Below are 19,020 nucleotides of genomic sequence, written 5' to 3'. Positions count from 1 at the left end.
CCCGGTCAGTCCTTTGTGCCCCAACTACGGTGTCTGGTGTGACTGTTGGGGCTGGCTTTACTCTCTGGTCATGGAGCTCGAGGTGAGGCACCTCCGTGCGCTGTGCGCCATAGCGGACACCGGCAGCCTGCACAAAGCCGCCCGGCAACTGGGCGTCAGCCAGCCGTCCTTGACCACCCAGCTGCGGCGGATCGAGAACTCCCTAGGCGCGGAGCTCTTCTCGCGTGAACGCACCGGCTGCCGGCCGACCCCGCTCGGCCGATCCGTCCTGAGCCGTGCCCGCCCACTGCTGGCCGAAATGGCCGCCCTCGTCGTCGAGGCCAAGGCGTCAGCCGCCCGGGCAGGTGGCCCCAGGCTGCGCATCGGCTCCACCGCCAGCCGGGTGCTTGCCGGCTGGCTGCGCCGACTGCGGCAGCGGCTGCCCGGCACCGACATCTCGCTGCATGTGGATGTCTCCGCGAACGCCCTGCTCAGGATGGTCGCGGCGGGCCAGCTCGACGTGGCCTTCGTGCACGAGGTGGAGGGATGCCCCCTTCTGGTCCCGGACGCCCTGACCTCACGCGTACTGGTCGAGCGCGAGCCGCAGTTCATCTCCATGGCTCGCGACCATCCGGCCGCCGCCGCGCCCGTCGTGGAACTCGCAGATCTGGCCGAGGACCGCTGGATGGTCGACCCGACGGTGGACGGCGAGTGGGACGGCCTGCGCCGCGTCCTGCGAGCGGCGGGGCTCAACCCGCCGGTTCTGCACGGCGATTACCACACAGCGGCGTCCCTGATCGCGATCGGCGAGGCGGTGGCGCCCTGCCAGCCGACCTCGGGCCCGCGCGAGGACATGGCGATCCGTCCGCTGCGGGGCGACCCACTCGCCGTACGGCTGCTGCTGTTCCGAAGACCCGGAGCCTGCGAGGAACTGCACGAGGCGGTGTACGCGGAACTGGCGGCCGCCTACCGGGAGGCGGCGCTGCGCGCGGCCGCCTACCGGCAGTGGCTGCTTGGGCACAACAGCCCTCTGCTGCACGCGCCCGCGGCCTGACCTCTGCTCTCCGATGGCCGCAATCATGGGGCGGCGTCAGCGCGGCTGAGGTTTTCCACAGGCCCGAGCGCGTGTCGGTGGCGGCCTGCATCATTGCCTCATGACCGATCTTGAGTCGCTGCACGATTCGTTGCTCTTACGGCGCGCGCTCTCGCGTGTCTGGCTCGTCTCGTTGGCCTTCTCGTTGGCCTTCTTGCTGACCGGGTGCGGGCTCGGCTCCGGGAGCGAAGCCAAGGCGCCCTTCGCGGCAACTGAGGCGGACATACCCCCACTGCCCCTGGACCGCTATCAGTTGGGCACCAAGGAGTACGAGCGCCTCACCCAGGCACGGCACCGCCTGGTGCAGCGCTGCATGGTGGGCTTCGGGTACGCCGAATTCCCGCTGGACCCGAAAGACCCGCAGCGCGGGATGGCGGCGCTCGTGTCGGTGCTGGTCTCCTCGAGTCCTTTCGGAATGCTCGACCTCGACGACGCCCGCCGCTGGGGATACGGCTGGGATCCGAAGAAGAGCATGGAATGGAAGCCCAAGGACCGTGTGATGACCGAGGAGGAGTACGGCGTCGTCCACGGCCCAGGCAGCGGCGGCGCGGCCACGATCCACGGCCGCAAGGTCCCGGAGAACGGCTGCTCCGGCGAGGCGGACAAGCAACTGATCGGCGGCGTCAAGGACTCCACGCGCATGTGGTCCTACGTCTCCGGACGCGAACACAGCCTGACCGGGACGGAACCCAGGAACGGACGGATACGCCAGGCCTGGGACACCTGGTCCCAGTGCGTCGTGGACAAGGGGCTCGGCCGGTACCAGAACCCGGACAAGGCGTTCGCGGACAAGGCCTGGCAGCGGGGAAGCGGCGGCAATACGACCCGTACGGAGCGGGAGTTGGCGACGGCGACCGCCGATGTCGAGTGCAAGCGGAAGCACGACACGGTGCGGGTGTGGTGGGAGGTCCGCGCGGAGATACAGCGTGCCGATGTCGAGCGGAACAAGGCGACGTACGAGGCGGTGCGCCGGGATCTGGACGTGGTGAGGGCCAACATCCGGCAGGCACTGGACGAGTGATGAACGGTTGCGGAGCCCGCATCGTCGGTATCGTTCCGCCCGGAATCAGCCGACCCAGCGATGGGCGCCGGAGGGGGAGAGGCCGTGCCACCAGGTAGAGAGCGTTCCCGGATGATCGCCACAGAGGGCGGTCACCGGGTGACGCCTGCCGAGCTGTTCTTCGACTTGGTGTTCGTGTACGCGATCACGCAGGTCACAGCTCTGATGGCGGCGGACCCCTCCCTGCTTCGGCTGCTCGGCGGGGGAGTTGTGCTCGCCCTGCTGTGGTGGTGCTGGTGCTGCTTCGCCTGGCTGGGCAATGTCGTCCGGGCCGACTCCGGGGCGATGTTCGCCGTGCTGGTCGCCGTGATGGCGGTGGTGCTGGTCGTCACGGTGACGGTGCCGGAGGTCTACGACGACCTGCCCGGCGGCCTGTACGCACCGCTCGTGTTCGTCCTCTGCTACGGCGCGGTCCGCGTCCTGCACTTGGTCACGTACTGGATCTCCAGCCCCGGCGACGAGGCGCTCCACGCCACGCTGCGCCGTACCGCGCTGCTCTCGGTGGCACCGCCGTTCGTCCTGCTCCTGGTCGGCAGCGCCTTCACCGGCCTGACACAGGTGCTCATCTGGCTCGGTGCGGTCGTCATCGACTACGGCGGCATCTACATCACCGGCTCCTCGGGCTGGCGGGTCGCCTCGCCGGGCCACTTCGCCGAACGGCACGGACTGATCGTCATCATCGCGCTGGGCGAGTCGATCGTCGCGATCGGGGTGGGGGTGTCCGGCCCTCCCATCTCCACACCGGTGCTGGCCGGGGCCGCCGCGGGCCTGTTGGTCGTCGCCGGGCTGTGGCGCCTGTACTTCCGCCAGATCAGCGAGCCCGCCGAGGAGCGCCTGACCGCTTTGGAGGGTGACGACCGCACCCGCCTGGCACGCGATGCGTACACCTTCCTGCACCTGCCGCTCGTCGGGGGCATCGTGCTCACCGCGCTCGGCATGAAGAAGGTGCTCCATCAAGTTGCGGACAGCGAGCACTACGACCTGTCCGAGCCGCTGCACGGCGTGGTGGCGTGGGCGCTGACCGGCGGCGTGGGCATCTTCCTGCTCGCGGCGGCGGCGATCCTCCTGCGCACCAGCGGTCGGCGCTCCCTCGTCTTCATCATCGGCGGCCTCGCCTGCCTGGCCGCGGGCGCGCTCGTCGTCCTGCTTCCCGCCCTGCTCGCTCTGGCGCTGCTGGCCGCGGCGGTGCTCGGCATGGTGCTCCTGCACAGACGGCGGACCGGGTCCGCGGAGGAAGCTGCGGCATAACGCTCACCGCGAACACGACCGCACCCGGCCTCCCGTGACGGGGACCGGGTGCGGACAAATCGGCGATGCGATACGTGAGAAGCTCGCGGGTCGCGCCGCTCGGGCGGATCAGGCCTTCTTGGTCTCCCAGAAGATCTTGTCGATCTGGGCGATGTAATCCAGCGCCTTCTGGCCGGTCGCCGGGTCCGTCGATGCCTTCGCGGCCGACAGCGCCTTGAGGGCGTCGTTGACCAGCTGGTGCAGCTCCGGGTACTTCTCGAAGTGCGGCGGCTTGAAGTAGTCGCTCCACAGCACCGAGACGTGGTGCTTGGCGAGCTCCGCGCGCTGCTCCTTGATGACCGTGGCGCGGGCCCGGAAGTGCGGGTCCTCGTTGGCCTGGAACTTCTCCTGGACGGCCTTGACCGACTCGGCCTCGATACGGGCCTGGGCCGGGTCGTAGACACCGCAAGGCAGGTCGCAGTGGGCGCTGACCTTCACCTTCGGGGCAAACAGGCGGGAGAGCATTGAGCTGTCCTTCCTCGTGATCGTCTTCTCAGGTGGGACATTACTCCGTGAGAGACGTGTTTTTGCGAGTGCCCCCTAGGGCTTAGGACAAAAGTCCAGGGTCAGTATGGGACTGGTGGGCGAACATACCGTGGGACTCGGAGGTGGCGGATGACCGATCAGGGGCGGGAGCCGAAAGTGCCGTTCGGGGTCGCCGAAGTGACAGGTCCTTCCATGTACCCGACGCTCAAGCACGGGGATCAACTGCTGGTGCACTACGGCGCGGAGGTGCGGCCCGGCGATGTCGCCGTGCTGCGTCATCCGCTCCAGCAGGACCTGCTCATCGTCAAGCGGCTCGTCGAGCGGCGCGAGGACGGCTGGTGGGTGCTCGGCGACAATCCGGGGGCGGAGGGGGACAGCCGACTGTTCGGCACGGTGCCCCATGAGCTTCTCCTGGGGCGGGTACGCGGCAGGTACCGGCCGCTCGCGCGGGATCAGCGATCCGTGCGCGGGGTCGCCGCCTGGGCGTTCTCGGCGGTGAGGCCGGTGCTGTCCGACCGTTCCGTCTCGAGGCGTTTGCGGGCGCGGTAGGCGGCCACATTGGCGCGTGTCGCGCAGCGGTCCGAGCAGTAGCGGCGAGAGCGGTTGGTCGAGGTGTCCAGATAGGCGTTGCGGCACGGCGCTGCCTGGCACAGGCCGAGCCGGTCGACTCCGTACTCGGTGAGATGGAACGCGAGCCCCATCGCGGCGATCGCGGCGTACCCCGCTGTCGCGTTGGACGGATGCTCGGCCAGGTGCATGTGCCACTTGGGGCGGCCGTCCTCGTCCCGGTAGTCGTGGCCCGAGATCTGCGGGTTGACGGGGAACTCGAGCAGCAGTGAGTTGAGCAGGTCGACCGCCTGGGTCTCGTCGCCCGCGTCGGCCGCGGTGAAGACCGCGCGCAGCCTGGCCCGTACGGACCGGAAACGGGTGACGTCCGCGTCGGTGGCGCGCCGTGCGGCCGGGGCGGAAACGCCGAAGAGTTCCCGGACGGCCTCGACCGAGGTGAGGGAGTCCTTGTTGCGGGCCGGCTCCTCGGTGTTGACCAGGCGCACGGCATAGTCCGAGTAATGGGCCAGTTCCACTTGTAGTCCTTACCGCGGCGGTCTAGTGTCGGCGTAACAGCTGCTATTGCTTCGAGGGTATTACGGACGGGAGGGTTCCGGTGTCGGAGACGATGACGGGAGCAGACTGGCGGGCCTGGCAGCAGAGCTGGGACCGGCAGCAGGAGTGGTACATGCCCGATCGCGAGGAGCGGTTCCGGGTGATGCTCGACATGGTCGAGGCGCTGGTGGGACCCGAGCCCCGGGTGCTGGACCTCGCGTGCGGTACGGGAAGTATTACGGACCGGCTCTTGCGCCGGTTCCCGAAGGCCACCAGTACCGGGGTGGATCTGGACCCCGCTCTGTTGACCATCGCCCGGGGCTACTTCGAGGGCGACGAGCGGGTCGGCTTCGTGACGGCCGACCTCAAGGATCCCGACTGGGTGACCAAGCTGCCGTACGACTCGTACGACGCGGTCCTCACCGCCACCGCCCTGCACTGGCTGCGCAGTGGACCGCTGGCCACGCTGTACGGACAGATCGCGAGGCTCGTGCGCGAAGGCGGCGTCTTCATGAACGCCGACCACATGATCGACCGCGACACCCCCCGCATCAACGCCGCCGAACGCGCCCACCGCCACGCCCAGATGGACCGGGCCAGGGCCGCGGGCGCGCTCGACTGGTCCGAGTGGTGGGCCCTGGCCGCCAAGGACCCCGTACTCGCCGGACCGACCGCCGAGCGCTACGAGATCTACGGCGAGCATGCCGACGGGGAGATGCCCTCCGTACGCTGGCACGCCGAGACGCTGCGGAACGCCGGATTCGGGGAGGCCCGGGACGTATGGGCCTCGCCCTCCGACACGCTGCTGCTGGCCGTCAAGTAGCCCGGCTGTCAGCGACACGACACAGCGGAAAGGGCGGTACGGACACCAGGTCCGTACCGCCCTTTCCGTGCTGCTCAAGGGTGCTGCTCAAGGGACCTTCGAGTTACAGGACCTTGGAGAGGAAGGCCTTGGTGCGGTCGTGCTGCGGGTTGTTCAGGACCTCGCGGGGGTGGCCGGACTCGACCACGACACCGTCGTCCATGAACACCAGCGCATCGCCGACCTCACGCGCGAAGCCCATCTCGTGCGTGACGACGATCATCGTCATGCCCTCTTCGGCGAGGCCGCGCATCACGTCGAGCACCTCGCCCACCAGCTCCGGGTCGAGCGCCGAGGTGGGCTCGTCGAAGAGCATCAGCTTCGGCTCCATCGCCAGCGCGCGGGCGATGGCGACGCGCTGCTGCTGGCCGCCGGACAGCTGGGTGGGGTAGTGCTTGCCCTTGTCGCCCAGGCCCACCCGGTCGAGCAGACGCTCGGCGCGAGCACGGGCCACGGCCTTGGACTCGCCCTTGACCTGTATCGGCGCTTCCATGACGTTCGCCAGGGCGGTCATGTGCGGGAAGAGGTTGAAGCGCTGGAAGACCATGCCGATGTCCCGGCGCTGGGCCGCGACCTCGCTGTCCTTCAGCTCGTAGAGCTTCTCGCCCTTCTGGCGGTAGCCCACCAGCTGGCCGTCGACCGACAGCCGGCCGGCGTTGATCTGCTCCAGGTGGTTGATGCACCGCAGGAACGTCGACTTGCCGGAACCGGAGGGGCCGACCAGGCAGAACACCTCCTGCGGAGCGACCTCGAGATCGATGCCCTTGAGGACGTGGGCCAGACCGTACGACTTGTGTACGCCCTCGGCCTTCACCATGGCGGTCATGTCACACCCCCCTGGGGCTGCTGCGGAACGACAGGTTCTTCTTGATCTTCTGCCACGGCGTGAGCGGTAGCTGGCGCAGAGAACCGCGGGCGTAGTACCGCTCCACATAGTACTGGCCGACGCTGAAGACGCTGGTCAGAGCCAGGTACCAGACCGAAGCGACCAGCAGCATCTCCATGACCGCGAAGGACGTGGAGCCGATGTTCTGCGCCGCGCGCAGCAGCTCGGTGTACTGCACCGCGGACACCAGCGAGGAGGTCTTGAGCAGGTTGATGAACTCGTTGCCGGTCGGCGGCACGATCACCCGCATCGCCTGCGGAAGAACGATCCGCCGCATGGTCCTGCTGCTGGACATGCCCAGCGCGTGCGAGGCCTCGGTCTGGCCCTCGTCGACCGACTGGATGCCGGCCCGGACGATCTCGGCCATGTAGGCGCCCTCGTTCAGGCCCAGCCCCAGCAGGGCCACCACGAACGGGGTCATCACGTCGACCATCTCGTCCTTGTAGAACCCGAGGTTCAGGACGGGGAAGATCAGCGCGAGGTTGAACCACAGCAGCAGCTGCACGAACACCGGAGTGCCGCGGAAGAACCAGATGTACAGCCAGGCCACCGCACCTGTGACCGGGTTCTTCGACAGCCGCATGACGGCGAAGACGACACCCAGTACCAGGCCGATGAGCATCGACAGCACGCTGATCAGCAGCGTGTGCCACATGCCGGTGACGATTCGGGGGTCGAAGATGAAGTCCCCGACCGTGCCCCAGTTGACGTCGCCCTGAGAGAACGAATAGACCAGCAGGGCCAGCAGCGCCAGGACCACGACGCCGCTGATCCAGCGGCCCCAGTGCCGTACCGGGATGGCCTTGATCTGCTCAGGGTGTGACGCCACCTTGACGACCGCTGAGTCCTTTGGGGGCTCGTCGGCAGGCGTCTTGTCGAACTTGTCAGTCACAGTGACTGCCCTTCAGTGAAACGCTTGAGGCGGACGGCAGGGATTACTTGCCGGCGTTGATCGTCGCCTCGGTGACGGCGCTGTTCTTGACGTCCCACTTTTCCAGGACCTTGTTGTACTCGCCGTTCTTGATGATCGCGGTCAGGGCTTCCTTGAGCGCGTCGCGCAGCTGGGCGTTGTCCTTGTCGACAGCGATGCCGAACGGGCCGGCCTCGGTCTGGTCGCCGGCGACCTCGAAGTCGTTGCCGCCGCCCGCGGTCTTCGCGATGTACGCGGAAACCGGGTAGTCGTTGAGGTCGGCGACCGCGCCGCCGGACTTCACGCGGGTCTGGGCCTCGGCGTCGGTGTCGAACGCCTCGATCGTGAGCTTGCCCTTGCCGTCCTTGCTGCACTTGGCGGCCTGGGTCTTGAAGGTCTCTTCGTAGATCGTGCCGCGCTGGACGGCCACCTTCTTGCCGCACAGGTCGTCGAACGACTGGATCTTCTCCGGGTTGCCCTTCTTGACCAGGAGCGAGACGCCGGAGGTGAAGTAGTCGACGAAGTCGACGCCCTCGCCGACCTTCTTGCCCTTGTCGTCCAGGCCCTGCTGGCGGGCCTTGGTGTCGCTCATGGACGACATGATGATGTCCTGGCGGCCGGTGTTCAGCGACGAGATCAGGCCGTCGAAGGTGCCGTTGACGAACTGGAGTGTGACGCCCAGCTCCTTGCCGAGCGCGGCGGCGATGTCGGGGTCGACACCGACGATCTTGCCGCCCTCCTCGAACTCCATCGGTGCGTAGGCGGCGTCGGTGCCGACCTTGATCACCTTGGAGTCCTGGTACTTCTTCGGCAGCTTGCTGAACAGCGCGGCGCTGCTCTCGGAGGTGCCCGTGGACTCCTTGGAGCCCGAGGCGGTCTGGTCACCACAGGCGGTGAGCATCAGCGACCCGGCGACCGCGATCGCGCCGACCGCGGCGATCCGGGCCCTGGTGGCGGTCGTACGACAGGTGTTGCTTGCGGTCATGGTCGTGATCCTCCGGCGGATGAGGGTGCTGCCATTTTGGACATTTCGAGTCGTTCCACTCATCTTCGAGTGTCGCGACCTTGAGTGTTTTCGGCATCTTGCCATTCGGACTAGCCCAACCAGGGGGCCACGCATGTCAAAATCGGGTAACGGGACACCCCCGAACCCCACGAGGCCGGTACATCAAGGCCGGACCTTTCACTGGAATACCTTCTTTCGGCCGGAAAATCTGCGGCCCGACCGGTGCTTCGCACCGGTTTCCGGGTGCGTAGCTGACGTGTCCTGACATGGGGCAATGAGTCCTGTCAGCAAGCTGATATCGACTCGTCGCCGGGGCCGTCGGTCCGGTAAGAAGGACGCTTACACCCCTCATCCGGGGCTCAGGGCGCGTGTGCGGCGCGCCCGCGCGTACGTACCTCCCCCGCCGGGCGGGCCAACCGCCGAGGCGGGGCACGTACGCGGTGCCCGCCCACCCCTCCTCAACCAGGAGTGGCCACCCTCAACTGATGAAGACTTAAGGGGTCAACAAAATGGCAGCGGAGATCGTCAATCCTCGCAGCGACAGCGAAAACGGTGCGGAGAGTGCTCCCGAGGAGCCCTTCGATCCGGCCTTCGCGCTGCACCGCGGCGGCAAGATGGCCATCCAGGCCACGGTGCCGGTGCGAGACAAGGACGACCTGTCCCTCGCGTACACACCCGGGGTCGCCAAGGTGTGCAGCGCGATTGCCGAGCAGCCGGAGCTCGTCCACGACTACACCTGGAAGTCGCAGGTCGTCGCAGTTGTGACGGACGGCACAGCGGTGCTCGGTCTCGGCGACATCGGGCCGGAGGCGTCGCTTCCGGTGATGGAGGGGAAAGCCATCCTCTTCAAGCAGTTCGGCGGGGTCGACGCGGTGCCGATCGCGCTCGCCACGACCGACACGGACGAGATCATCGAGACCGTGGTCCGGCTCGCGCCCTCGTTCGGCGGAGTGAACCTCGAGGACATCTCGGCGCCGCGCTGCTTCGAGATCGAGCGCAGGCTGCAGGAGCGGGTCGACATCCCGGTCTTCCACGACGACCAGCACGGCACGGCCGTGGTGACCCTCGCCGCGCTGCGTAACGCCGCCAAGCTGACCGGACGCGGTCTGGGTGACCTGCGCGCGGTCATCTCCGGCGCCGGCGCCGCGGGTGTGGCCATCGCGAAGTTCCTGCTGGAGGCGGGTATCGGCGACGTGGCCGTGGCCGACCGCAAGGGCATCGTGAGCCTGGACCGCGACGACCTGACGTCCGTGAAGCGCGAGCTCGCGGAGATCACGAACAAGGCCGGTCTCTCGGGCTCCCTGGAGACCGCGCTGGCCGGGGCGGACGTCTTCATCGGCGTCTCCGGCGGTACGGTCCCCGAGGAGGCGGTCGCGTCGATGGCGCCGCGTGCCTTCGTCTTCGCGATGGCCAACCCGAACCCCGAGGTCCACCCGGACGTCGCGCACAAGTACGCGGCCGTGGTGGCGACGGGCCGCAGCGACTACCCGAACCAGATCAACAACGTCCTGGCCTTCCCCGGGATCTTCGCGGGCGCGCTCCAGGTCCGGGCCTCCCGGATCACCGAGGGCATGAAGATCGCCGCGGCGAACGCGCTGGCGGACGTGGTGGGCGATGCCCTGGCGGCCGACTATGTGATCCCGTCCCCCTTCGACGAGCGGGTGGCCCCGGCGGTCACCGCGGCGGTGGCGGCGGCCGCGCGCGCGGAGGGCGTCGCGAGGCGCTGACGCCGGGCACTGTTGCGGGGCGCGACAGCCCGCCGCCGATTCATCCGTACGGGCCGTGCGGCACTCCTGAGGGGGTGCGGCACGGCCCGTCGGGCGTGGAGCGCGAAATTTCTGTGCGGGTTTGCGCCGAACAGGTGGATCGGCCGCCGCCGGTGCGTGGGACGCGGTGCGTGTCACACCTCTGCGTGGTTCCGCCGCGTCCGGCCGCCGTCCTATCGTCATGGTCATGTTCGCCGCCTACGCAGCCCGCATCGACCGTGACGCCCCGCTCAACGGCCTGGAGCTGGGTGAACGCCCGGCCCCCGAGCCCCGGCCCGGCTGGAGCACCGTCACCGTCAAGGCCGCCTCGCTCAACCACCACGACCTCTGGTCGCTGCGGGGAGTGGGCCTCGCCGAGGACAAGCTCCCGATGATCCTCGGCTGCGACGCCGCGGGCATCGACGAGAACGGCAACGAGGTGGTCCTCCACTCCGTCATCGGCCAGAGCGGCCACGGCGTCGGGCCCGACGAGCCGCGCTCCATCCTCACCGAGCGTTACCAGGGCACATTCGCGGAACAGGTCTCCGTCCCCACCTGGAACCTGCTGCCCAAGCCCAAGGAGCTCAGCTTCGAACAGGCCGCCTGCCTGCCGACCGCCTGGCTCACCGCGTACCGCATGCTCTTCACCAACGCCGGGGTGCGCCCCGGTGATTCGGTCCTCGTCCAGGGCGCGGGCGGCGGCGTCGCCACCGCCGCGATCGTCCTCGGCAAGGCCGCCGGACTGCGGGTGTACGCGACCAGCCGCGACGAGGCCAAGCGCAAGCGGGCCGTCGAGCTCGGCGCGGAGGAGGCCTACGAGCCCGGGGCACGGCTGCCGCGGCGAGTGGACGCCGTCATCGAGACCGTCGGCGCCGCGACCTGGTCGCACTCGGTCAAGTCGCTGCGGCCCGGCGGCACGCTGGTGATCTCCGGCGCGACCAGCGGCGACCGCCCCTCGCACGCCGAACTGACCCGGATCTTCTTCCTGGAGCTCAAGGTCGTCGGCTCGACGATGGGAACCAAGGACGAGCTGGAGGATCTCCTCTCCTTCTGCGTGGCTACCGGCGTACGTCCCGTGATCGACGAGGTCCTGCCGCTGGACCGGGCCCGGGAGGGCTTCGAGAAGATGGCCGCGGGCGACCTCTTCGGGAAGATCGTGCTGACGCCCTCTTGATGGACCGTCAGGTGGGCTGATGGGATCCGTCCCATGCCCACGCGCCGAACGATCCCGGTACTGATCGGCTGCTGTCTCCTTCTGGTTCTGGCGGCGGTGGCTCCGGCCTCCGCCGCCACCCCCTCGGACCCGGCCGGCATTCCCCGTCTGACCGACGACCGCGGCCGGACGCTCACCGTGCGCGGCTGGAACGTCGAGGACAAGACGAACCGCGGCGACCGGGCGCTGTCCGCCATCACCGAGAAGCACTTCCGCGACATGCGCGCCCAGGGCTTCAACTTCGCCCGTCTGCTGGTCTTCTGGGACGACCTGGAGCCCCGGCGCGACCAGTACAGCGCCGCGTATCTCCGCAAGATCGAGCGGATTCTGGACTGGGCGGAGACCTACGGCATCCAGGTGCTGATCGATTCCCACCAGGACGTGTTCGGCCCGGCCTTCGGGCATCGCGGAATCCCGGAGTGGGCCACCCGGACCGACGGGCTGCCTTTCTCCCCGCATCCTGACGACTGGTTCTCGGAGTACTTCGAACCGGCCGTGCAGCGCGCCTTCAGCCACCTCTACGAGGACGAGGACCTGCGCCACTCCCAGGCGCGGATGTGGCGGGTCCTGGCCGACCGCTTCGAGGACCACCCGGCCGTTCTCGGCTACGACCTGATCAACGAGCCGATGGGTGAGCTGCGCGCGGGCGAGGACCTTCCCACCGCGGCCCGCCGCATCGAGCGCGATCAGCTCACGCCGATGTACAACCGCCTTGCCGACGCCGTCCGTTCGGCTGACGACGGCAACTGGGTCTTCGTCGAACCGACCCCGATCGTGGGCGAGGGCCTCCCGACAGGCCTCGGAAGGATCATGGACCCCAAGGTCGTGTACGCACCGCACTTCTACAACACCGCGATGGAGGCGGGCGCGGACTACGACCCCTCGGCGGGCTGGATCGAGTCGTACGAGGCGGCCGTGACCGCCTACCCGAAGGAGCAGCGGATCCCGGTCGTGGTGGGTGAGTGGGGTCCCCTCAACAACTCCCTTCCGAACATGGGCCGTTTCTACCGTGAGGCGCTGGCATCCCTGAGCCGCTACAGCTCAGGCTGGGCCGGCTATGTCTGGTGCTACGGCGGCGGCTACTGCGCGGTCGACGAGCGCGGTCTCTTCCGTACGAACAAGGAGCAGACCGCAGCGCCGTATGCGGCGGCCGTCGCGGGGCGGGTCGTGGCCGAAACGTACGTCCCGGGGTCCGGGACGTACCGCTTGGTCTACCGGGCGCACGGGCGGCGGGGCGCGACGGAGATCTCGCTGCCGCCGAGCGCGTCCGGCCGGCGTATCGCCCTGGACGGCCCGGCGTGGACGGACACCCGGACGGTGCCCGCGGGCCGGGCGTGCACGGTGCGGGTACTGGCGCTGCCCGGCTCGCGGATCACGGTCACCGTCAGTCCCCGTACACCACGATGAAGTCCCCGCTGTGGGCCCTGCGTTCGGAGAGGGCATCGCGCAGCCGTCGCAGATGCGCGGTCGTCAGCTGGAGCGGAGGCTCGTCCGGCTGATGCGTGGTGCCACGGGGGTAGTCCTTGTCCGGGGTTCTCGTCATCTCTATGTGGCAGCCGAGGACATGGGTGACCGGGGTGGTCTCGCAGAAGGCGAGCAGCCGGTCGACGGTGGCGGCGAACACCTCCGTGTCCTGGACATACAGCCGGCCGGGGTAGAGCGAGTCGCCGGTCAGCAGCAGCCCGGTGTGCCGGTCGTGGAAGACGACGGCGGCCTCCTGGTGCCCGGGCCCGGGCACCAGGTCGAGCACCCGCCCGCCGAGGTCCAGCTCGGCACGGCCGTCCGGCCAGTCCGTCAGCCCGAAGAACTCCCGCACCTCGCCGAGCGACGGTTCGACGACCTCGGTGTGCGGCCGGTCCGCGAACTGGGGGTCGCCCGCGATGTGGTCGCTGTGGCCGTGCGTGTGGGCGACCACCAGTCCGTACCCGGAGCGGGGATGGCGGGCGAGCCACTGCTCGATCAGCGCGTCGACGGTGGCGCGCAGGGGGAAGCAGGCGGGGTCCGGGGTCGCGCCGGTGTCCAGCAGAAGCGCCCGTTCGTTCCCGAACAGCAGGAAGAGGAACGGGGCTTCGAAGTGCACGGACTTGTTCTGCCGCAGGATCACGGTGTGTTCGGAGTAGGCATGCACCTGTATCTCCGGAGCCGGGTCGTGCTTCGGAGAGGGCCAGCCGGCGTGCCACTGGACATTGAGGCTGCCGGTCACGGGTGCGGACGTACGGAAATCGATCACGGGACCACGGTACGGCGAGATGTTGTCAACGGGGGTTGACTGTGGACAACTGTCAATGTAGGTTGACATGCATGACCGAAGCAACCGATCTCGCCGAGCGGGCGGGCGACCGTGACCCGCGGGTCGGGCTGCGAGCCGTCGCCGCGCTGCGGCGCCTTCTTGAGCAGCTTGAGGCCGTACAGGTACGCAGTGCCCGCAATCAGGGCTGGTCGTGGCAGGAGATCGCGGCCGAGCTGGGCGTCAGCCGGCAGGCCGTACACAAGAAGTACGGGAGGCAGTGATGTTCGAGCGCTTCACCAAGGACGCCCGTGAAGTCGTCACGGGCTCGGCCGAACACTCGGAACGGGCGGGCGCGGACTCCATCACAGAGGAGCATCTGCTCCTGGCAATGCTGGATCAGGAGGGAACGCGTACGGCGTTCGCCTTCGCGTCCCTCGGGATCACCGACCGGCGCGGCTCGGTGGAAAAAGCGCTCGCGGACGCGCGGCGGCGTGGGGGCCTGTCCAAGGCGGACGAAGAAGCGCTGGCGGGGCTCGGCATCGACGTGGCCGAGATCGTCTCGAAGATCGAGGAGACGCATGGGGCGGGCGCGCTGCAGGTGGTCCGGAAGCCGAAGCGATGGTGGTCGGGGCACCGGGCCTTCAGCCCCTCGGCGAAGGACACGCTGGAGAAGTCGCTCCGCATCGCGGTGGGCCGGGGCGACCGCCACATCGGGGGCGAGCACTTTCTGCTGGCGCTGACGGCGCGGCCGGGGGTGGTGGCGGAAGTGCTGGCGGAGCATGGGGCGACGTATGAGGCGGTGGAGCGGGCGATGTTTGGGGGTGGGGCGGCGCGGGCGGGGTGAGGGGTGTTTGTTCCCCACCCCGCCCTTTCCCGAAACTGGGGGCTTCGCCCCCAGGCCCCGGGGAGGTTCACGTGGGGCTGACGCCCCACACCCGAAGCGGCAGCTTCGCGCCGCGGGCGCGGGCCCGGCGGGGTTGTTTCCCCCACTCCGCCCCTTCCCGAAACCCTGACGGGAACCATGGGGGCTGGCGCCCCCCCCGGCCCCCGAGCGGCAGCGCCGCAGCCCGCAGCCTCCACGTTTTCAGGGGATTGACAGGTGAACCGGGACAGTTGAGAAGCCTGGTGTCCCGCGCACGAACGATGCGCGGGACACCAGGCTCTCCTGGCTCAGTTCTTGCCGGTGACCGAGGCCCCGGTCAGCGGCCGCTCCGGGCCGGAAGCCGGCCGCAGTCGCCGCCGGCGCACTTGCTCAGCCAGTCGGCGAAGTCGGCGTCGTACTTGGTGCCGATGGTGTCGCGGAGCAGGCTGTGGGCCGCGTCGTACTCGCCTGCGCGGTAGTGGCCGAGCAGGGTGGCCACATCCTCGGGGTGTGACTGGAGCATGTATCGGACGCCCAGGTAGCCCCACTGGTAGATACGGGTGGTGTCGGCATTCTCGTAGGTGGTACCGAAGAGCTGGCTGAGCTTGTAGGTGTTCTTGCCCGCCTCCTCGATCGCCCGGTCGTAGGTGACGCCGCGGTACGAGTAGGAGACGTACTCGGCGAAGCCCTCGACCCACATCACGGTCGGGGTGGTCTGCCCGGCTGCGAAGTCGCCGTGCATGTCGAAGCGGCCGTCGAGGTAGTGGGTGTACTCGTGGTTGAGGTTCCAGATCTGGAACGCGCCGTCCTGGGCCGGCTGCTCGTAGGCGATGAAGCGCGGCTGGTTGCCCTCAGCGGCCGGGTCGCCCTCCAGGTACATGCCGCCGTTGTTGGTGTCGATGCCGAAGACGACACCGGCGTAGGTCTTGTAGTCGGTGCTGGAGTTGAAGGCGACAATCTCGATGTTGGTGTTGTTGTCGTCCTTGACCGGGCCGTTGTCCTTGACGATGTTGTGGAAGACCGGGTCCTGCTTGAGGATGCTGTCGCATGTGGCCGAGAGTTCCGACGCGGTCAGCTCCTGCGCGAGGATCTTCGCGCTCGGACCGCATTCGTGCTTGATCGTCAGCACGGCGTCGCGCACGCGGTTCTGCAGGTCACAGGTGTCGTACTCGGCGCAGTTCTCCTTGTCGAACTCATTCGTCATCTCGGCGAGGCCGACCCAGAGCGGGGCGGTGCGCCCCGTGATCTCGCTGCGGCCGAGCAACTCCTTGAGCAACGGCTTGACGGTGTCCTTGAGGGCGGCGTGCTGCAGGAAGCGGCCGAGTTCGCGTCCGGCGTTGCTGGCCAGGTAGGACTTGTCGGTGCCGAGCAGATCGTCGTGGGCGACGGCGAAGTCACGTAGTCCGGTGAGGACGCTCGGGTCGGCCTGCACGGCTTCCGCGAACTCCGGCAGCTGGTGGCCGCGGAACAGCACGGTGTAGGTGTTGTTGACCGCCGCGACCATCCCGTAGAACTCGTCGTACGACGAGTTGTAGTCCTTCTGCAGACGCTTGACCACGTCGAGGTGGCGGGCGTTCTCTCCGGAGCTGTCGATCAGGGTGACCGTCTCGGCCAGGGTTTCTCCGTTGGCCTCGGTGACGTCGAAGGCGTGGGACGAGCCGAAGAAGGCATCCAGGGCGCCCTGAATGGCGCTCTTCAGCGTCGGGCCGTATTCGCCGACGTTCTCCGGCTGGTTGTACTGGATGTAGTAGCCGGCGCGCAGGTACAGCACCACCTGGGTTGCGAAAGTGCTGTTGTCCCCCGGGTAGTTGGTCGCGACATCCTTGAGTGCGTTCGCCACCGTGACCATCTGTTCCTCGCGGAAGAGGGCCTTGGAGTCCTCACCGGTCACGCTGAACAGCGTGTTGATGCAGGTGGTTTCCGACTGCTTGATCTGCTCGACCAGGGCAGCGCCGGTCTTCGAGGTGAAGTCGCTGACGTTGCAGTCCGCCGCGGCCCTCGCCGCAGAGCGGGCCTGCTTGCGCTCTGCGGCGTTCTGGGCCGCGGGGAGCGGAGGGCGTTGCGCGGGGTTCGAGGTCTTCGTGGCCGATCGCGCGGGGTCGACGGCGTGTCCGGGTGCGAGATCGGCGGCAAGCACGGTGGCGGAGGCGGGCTGCGGGGCGGGGGCCGACCTCGGTGCGGGCTTGGGTGCCGCGGCGCCGGCCGGGGCCGCCGCGCCATTGGGGGCGAGCATGGTGAGCGCGAGGCCGGCGGCGGCCACGGTAGGTATCACCAGTTGGGCGAGTTTCCTGAGGGTGGGGGGTTTGCGCATGCGATGGCCTCCAGGCCGGTCGGCTGCCGTGCGTGGGGCACGGCGGTGGGGGGTGCGGACCGTGATGGCAACGGAAGTTGAGCACTCCCGGAGCTGTCAGGGCCGCCGAAAGTGTGACCGTACAATTTCACAGTTCACATGGCAGTGAAAGAGGCTTGCAAGCAACAGAAGAAACTGATGAGCCGTCAGAAGTGAATCCCGTAGGGGGCCTTGGGATTCCTGGACGGAACTACATGATCGCTGGGCATGCTCATGCCGGTTTGGAGGGGTGACCGTCGTCCCTGAGGCGAGCCGGTGCCCCTCCATCCCGCTCTGTGCGCGGATTCCGCCCCGGACCGCGTGGGTGACGCGCGAGCAATCCCGGTGGCACGACGGCGACATGGGTACGGGACCGGCTGGACGGGCCGTCGGGTGACGAGGACTTCGCCGGCTGGTCGCAGGCGAAGATGCGGACGGCGACGGCGGCTTCAGCCTCGTACTCGCCGCGGGCGCTCCGGGCAATGTTTCCGGCAGGGTGAACTTCACCCTGCCGGAAGGTCACGGGTGCTGGCGTGGGTGGAGGGTGGCGTACTCGGGCCGGTCGGGGTCGTGTCCGGGCCGGGGCCGGTGGGGTGCTGCTCGTGCCGCACCACGCCGAAGGCACGACCATGGAGGTCTGCCCGCCGACTACCAGCGGATCCTGCGTGCCGTGGAGGGCAAGGGCGGGCAGCCGGTGATGACGCGGGAGGTGTGTGAGGCGCAGGGCATGGGGGTGCAGCGCAGCAGACCGAGCAGAGGCGGGGCAAGCTCAAGCGGCTCGCGGGCGTAAGGCGGCGCAACTCGCGCGAAGCGCGGTGACCACGCGGCGGAGCCGCATAGCGAATGCAGCGCAGTTCAGGACACGAGCCCCGTAGCTCCCCCAGACGGTGCGCACTCGGCGCGGGTTAGCCCGTAACCCGCAGCCCGGCTTCCTGGGCCAAACCGCCCCGGGCGCGCCCGAAACCCCCGCCCCGAAACCCGCGCCCCGGAACCCCCGCCCCGGACCCCCGCCCCGCGGGCTACGCCTCCGGCTTCCGCAGCAGCGCGCCGATATGTGCCGCCGCCGTTGACAAGTGGCTGCGGGCCTCGCCCAGTTGGGCGGCCGTGACTCCGTGGTCCCTCGCCGCGTCGCGGATGTCGTCGCGGAAGCGGTCCAGCAGGCGGTCCAGGTCGCGGGCCGGGTCGTCCGAGTCGGCCGGGTCCTTCGCCCATTCCGGGGGCTCTTGCGCCGGGTCCGGCTTGATGTAGGGGGGCCATGCCGTGCCCCGTGCCAGGCCGCCCAACTGCGTGCTCAACTCCGACAGGCCCTCCCGTACACCCGTCGGCCAGTCGCCCCGCGCGAAGTGGTCCTGCACCTGGTCCTGGACCTGCTTGGCGATGCGCTGCATCTCCCGGCGGGCAGTCTCCTGCGCCTCCTTCGCCTGGCGGCGCGCCTGCTGCGCGTCCTCGCGGGCCCGGCGCGACTCGTCCTTCGCCCGCCGCGCCTGCTCCTTCCACTCCTGCTTCGCCTTGCGCAGCTCTTCCTTCGCCGCGCGCCACGACTCCTTGTCGCCCCAGTCCGTCTCCGCCCCGCCGGATGTCGCGCGTGTCTCGGACGCCGCCGCGCGCATCTCGCTGCGCAGCTTGCCCGCCGCGCCGCGCACGTCGTCGCGGATCTCCGCGGCCAGCTCGGAGACCGACTCGCGGATCTCCAGTTCGAGGTCGGCCAACTCGCCGCTGCGCCCGGCCAGTTCCTCCCGGCCCGCCTCGGTGATCGAGTAGACCTTGCGTCCGCCCTCGGTGGCATGGGTGACCAGGCCTTCGGCCTCCAGCTTGGCCAGGCGTGGGTACACCGTTCCCGCCGAAGGCGCGTACAGGCCCTGGAAGCGCTCCTCCAGCAGCCGGATCACCTCGTAGCCGTGGCGAGGGGCCTCGTCCAGGAGTTTCAGCAGATACAGGCGCAGACGGCCATGAGCGAAGACGGGCGGCATG

General features: G+C 68.8%; 18 protein-coding genes. 10 read left to right on the top strand and 8 right to left on the bottom strand.

What is annotated here, in order from left to right; genetic code table 11:
- The first annotated feature begins 70 nt into the window (after positions 1-70).
- The 3 genes from OG905_RS14265 to OG905_RS14255 all read left to right on the top strand — a co-directional run bounded on the left by OG905_RS14265 (position 71) and on the right by OG905_RS14255 (position 3,380).
- Positions 71-1,033: a LysR family transcriptional regulator gene (locus OG905_RS14265; RefSeq protein ID WP_328668341.1), complete on the top strand. Its 963-nt coding sequence runs from the start codon at positions 71-73 to the stop codon at positions 1,031-1,033.
- Between the two features lie 100 nt (positions 1,034-1,133).
- Positions 1,134-2,093 (top strand): hypothetical protein, encoded by a 960-nt coding sequence (locus tag OG905_RS14260; RefSeq protein ID WP_328668340.1) that lies wholly within the window; start codon positions 1,134-1,136, stop codon positions 2,091-2,093.
- Positions 2,094-2,204: 111 nt separating this feature from the next.
- On the top strand, positions 2,205-3,380 hold the full coding sequence (locus OG905_RS14255) for a low temperature requirement protein A (protein ID WP_328668339.1): 1,176 nt from the start codon (positions 2,205-2,207) through the stop codon (positions 3,378-3,380).
- Positions 3,381-3,488: 108 nt separating this feature from the next.
- On the opposite strand, the gene sodN is transcribed toward OG905_RS14255, so the two are convergent.
- Complete coding sequence (gene sodN, locus OG905_RS14250; protein WP_215095254.1) at positions 3,489-3,884, bottom strand: superoxide dismutase, Ni; 396 nt, start codon at positions 3,882-3,884, stop codon at positions 3,489-3,491.
- A gap of 150 nt (positions 3,885-4,034) precedes the next feature.
- On the opposite strand from sodN, the gene sodX reads away from it, so the two are divergent.
- Entirely contained in the window at positions 4,035-4,454 is a 420-nt protein-coding gene (gene sodX / locus OG905_RS14245; RefSeq protein ID WP_324973142.1) for a nickel-type superoxide dismutase maturation protease, read from the top strand.
- On the opposite strand, the gene OG905_RS14240 is transcribed toward sodX, so the two are convergent.
- On the bottom strand, positions 4,358-4,987 hold the full coding sequence (locus OG905_RS14240) for a CGNR zinc finger domain-containing protein (protein WP_328668338.1): 630 nt from the start codon (positions 4,985-4,987) through the stop codon (positions 4,358-4,360). The two genes, sodX and OG905_RS14240, sit on opposite strands and share 97 nt — an antisense overlap.
- A gap of 92 nt (positions 4,988-5,079) precedes the next feature.
- Here OG905_RS14240 and OG905_RS14235 point away from each other — a divergent pair, with 92 nt between their 5' ends.
- Positions 5,080-5,829: a class I SAM-dependent methyltransferase gene (locus tag OG905_RS14235; protein WP_328682322.1), complete on the top strand. Its 750-nt coding sequence runs from the start codon at positions 5,080-5,082 to the stop codon at positions 5,827-5,829.
- 103 nt (positions 5,830-5,932) lie between these two features.
- On the opposite strand, the gene OG905_RS14230 is transcribed toward OG905_RS14235, so the two are convergent.
- From OG905_RS14230 to OG905_RS14220, 3 genes are read right to left on the bottom strand one after another with little or no spacing between them, the layout of a single operon-like run.
- The gene (locus OG905_RS14230; RefSeq protein WP_328668337.1) at positions 5,933-6,694 is read right to left on the bottom strand and encodes an amino acid ABC transporter ATP-binding protein; all 762 of its coding nucleotides are present in this window, start codon (positions 6,692-6,694) and stop codon (positions 5,933-5,935) included.
- A gap of 1 nt (position 6,695) precedes the next feature.
- The gene (locus OG905_RS14225; protein ID WP_328668336.1) at positions 6,696-7,646 is read right to left on the bottom strand and encodes an amino acid ABC transporter permease; all 951 of its coding nucleotides are present in this window, start codon (positions 7,644-7,646) and stop codon (positions 6,696-6,698) included.
- A 43-nt stretch (positions 7,647-7,689) separates the two neighbouring features.
- On the bottom strand, positions 7,690-8,649 hold the full coding sequence (locus OG905_RS14220; RefSeq protein WP_328668335.1) for an ABC transporter substrate-binding protein: 960 nt from the start codon (positions 8,647-8,649) through the stop codon (positions 7,690-7,692).
- 530 nt (positions 8,650-9,179) lie between these two features.
- Between OG905_RS14220 and OG905_RS14215 the strand changes: the two genes are divergently transcribed.
- The 3 genes from OG905_RS14215 to OG905_RS14205 all read left to right on the top strand — a co-directional run bounded on the left by OG905_RS14215 (position 9,180) and on the right by OG905_RS14205 (position 13,035).
- Positions 9,180-10,397 carry an NAD(P)-dependent malic enzyme gene (locus OG905_RS14215; RefSeq protein WP_328668334.1) on the top strand — a complete coding sequence of 406 codons (1,218 nt, stop codon included), beginning with the start codon at positions 9,180-9,182 and terminating at the stop codon, positions 10,395-10,397.
- Positions 10,398-10,623: 226 nt separating this feature from the next.
- Positions 10,624-11,589 (top strand): zinc-binding dehydrogenase, encoded by a 966-nt coding sequence (locus tag OG905_RS14210; RefSeq protein WP_328668333.1) that lies wholly within the window; start codon positions 10,624-10,626, stop codon positions 11,587-11,589.
- A gap of 33 nt (positions 11,590-11,622) precedes the next feature.
- Positions 11,623-13,035 (top strand): glycoside hydrolase family 5 protein, encoded by a 1,413-nt coding sequence (locus tag OG905_RS14205; RefSeq protein WP_328668332.1) that lies wholly within the window; start codon positions 11,623-11,625, stop codon positions 13,033-13,035.
- Here the strand turns inward: OG905_RS14205 and OG905_RS14200 are convergent.
- On the bottom strand, positions 13,013-13,858 hold the full coding sequence (locus OG905_RS14200; RefSeq protein ID WP_328668331.1) for an MBL fold metallo-hydrolase: 846 nt from the start codon (positions 13,856-13,858) through the stop codon (positions 13,013-13,015). The genes OG905_RS14205 and OG905_RS14200 overlap by 23 nt on opposite strands.
- Before the next feature lie 71 nt (positions 13,859-13,929).
- Between OG905_RS14200 and OG905_RS14195 the strand changes: the two genes are divergently transcribed.
- Complete coding sequence (locus tag OG905_RS14195; RefSeq protein WP_018571396.1) at positions 13,930-14,139, top strand: helix-turn-helix domain-containing protein; 210 nt, start codon at positions 13,930-13,932, stop codon at positions 14,137-14,139.
- A complete protein-coding gene (locus OG905_RS14190) occupies positions 14,139-14,702 on the top strand; it encodes a Clp protease N-terminal domain-containing protein (RefSeq protein ID WP_328668330.1) in 564 nt (187 codons plus the stop codon). Before OG905_RS14195 ends, OG905_RS14190 begins: the two co-directional genes overlap by 1 nt.
- A gap of 355 nt (positions 14,703-15,057) precedes the next feature.
- On the opposite strand, the gene OG905_RS14185 is transcribed toward OG905_RS14190, so the two are convergent.
- On the bottom strand, positions 15,058-17,031 hold the full coding sequence (locus tag OG905_RS14185; protein WP_328668329.1) for a collagenase: 1,974 nt from the start codon (positions 17,029-17,031) through the stop codon (positions 15,058-15,060).
- 1,037 nt (positions 17,032-18,068) lie between these two features.
- Complete coding sequence (locus OG905_RS14180) at positions 18,069-19,019, bottom strand: PadR family transcriptional regulator (RefSeq protein ID WP_328668328.1); 951 nt, start codon at positions 19,017-19,019, stop codon at positions 18,069-18,071.
- Position 19,020: the final 1 nt, after the last annotated feature.

It is taken from the genome of Streptomyces sp. NBC_00322 (genome assembly GCF_036147535.1).
GTDB lineage: Bacteria > Actinomycetota > Actinomycetes > Streptomycetales > Streptomycetaceae > Streptomyces.
The sequence above is the reverse complement of the archived record's forward strand: the minus strand, read 5'-3'. Positions and strand labels throughout refer to the sequence as shown.

Bases quoted from the DNA above. Each gene is read 5' to 3' on its own strand.
- OG905_RS14265 (WP_328668341.1), top strand. From the start codon at position 71: ATGGAGCTCGAGGTGAGGCACCTCCGTGCGCTGTGCGCCATAGCGGAC.
- OG905_RS14260 (WP_328668340.1), top strand. From the start codon at position 1,134: ATGACCGATCTTGAGTCGCTGCACGATTCGTTGCTCTTACGGCGCGCG.
- OG905_RS14255 (WP_328668339.1), top strand. From the start codon at position 2,205: ATGATCGCCACAGAGGGCGGTCACCGGGTGACGCCTGCCGAGCTGTTC.
- sodN (WP_215095254.1), bottom strand. From the start codon at position 3,884: ATGCTCTCCCGCCTGTTTGCCCCGAAGGTGAAGGTCAGCGCCCACTGC.
- sodX (WP_324973142.1), top strand. From the start codon at position 4,035: ATGACCGATCAGGGGCGGGAGCCGAAAGTGCCGTTCGGGGTCGCCGAA.
- OG905_RS14235 (WP_328682322.1), top strand. From the start codon at position 5,080: ATGACGGGAGCAGACTGGCGGGCCTGGCAGCAGAGCTGGGACCGGCAG.
- OG905_RS14230 (WP_328668337.1), bottom strand. From the start codon at position 6,694: ATGACCGCCATGGTGAAGGCCGAGGGCGTACACAAGTCGTACGGTCTG.
- OG905_RS14220 (WP_328668335.1), bottom strand. From the start codon at position 8,649: ATGACCGCAAGCAACACCTGTCGTACGACCGCCACCAGGGCCCGGATC.
- OG905_RS14215 (WP_328668334.1), top strand. From the start codon at position 9,180: ATGGCAGCGGAGATCGTCAATCCTCGCAGCGACAGCGAAAACGGTGCG.
- OG905_RS14210 (WP_328668333.1), top strand. From the start codon at position 10,624: ATGTTCGCCGCCTACGCAGCCCGCATCGACCGTGACGCCCCGCTCAAC.
- OG905_RS14205 (WP_328668332.1), top strand. From the start codon at position 11,623: ATGCCCACGCGCCGAACGATCCCGGTACTGATCGGCTGCTGTCTCCTT.
- OG905_RS14195 (WP_018571396.1), top strand. From the start codon at position 13,930: ATGACCGAAGCAACCGATCTCGCCGAGCGGGCGGGCGACCGTGACCCG.
- OG905_RS14190 (WP_328668330.1), top strand. From the start codon at position 14,139: ATGTTCGAGCGCTTCACCAAGGACGCCCGTGAAGTCGTCACGGGCTCG.
- OG905_RS14185 (WP_328668329.1), bottom strand. From the start codon at position 17,031: ATGCGCAAACCCCCCACCCTCAGGAAACTCGCCCAACTGGTGATACCT.
- OG905_RS14180 (WP_328668328.1), bottom strand. From the start codon at position 19,019: ATGCCGCCCGTCTTCGCTCATGGCCGTCTGCGCCTGTATCTGCTGAAA.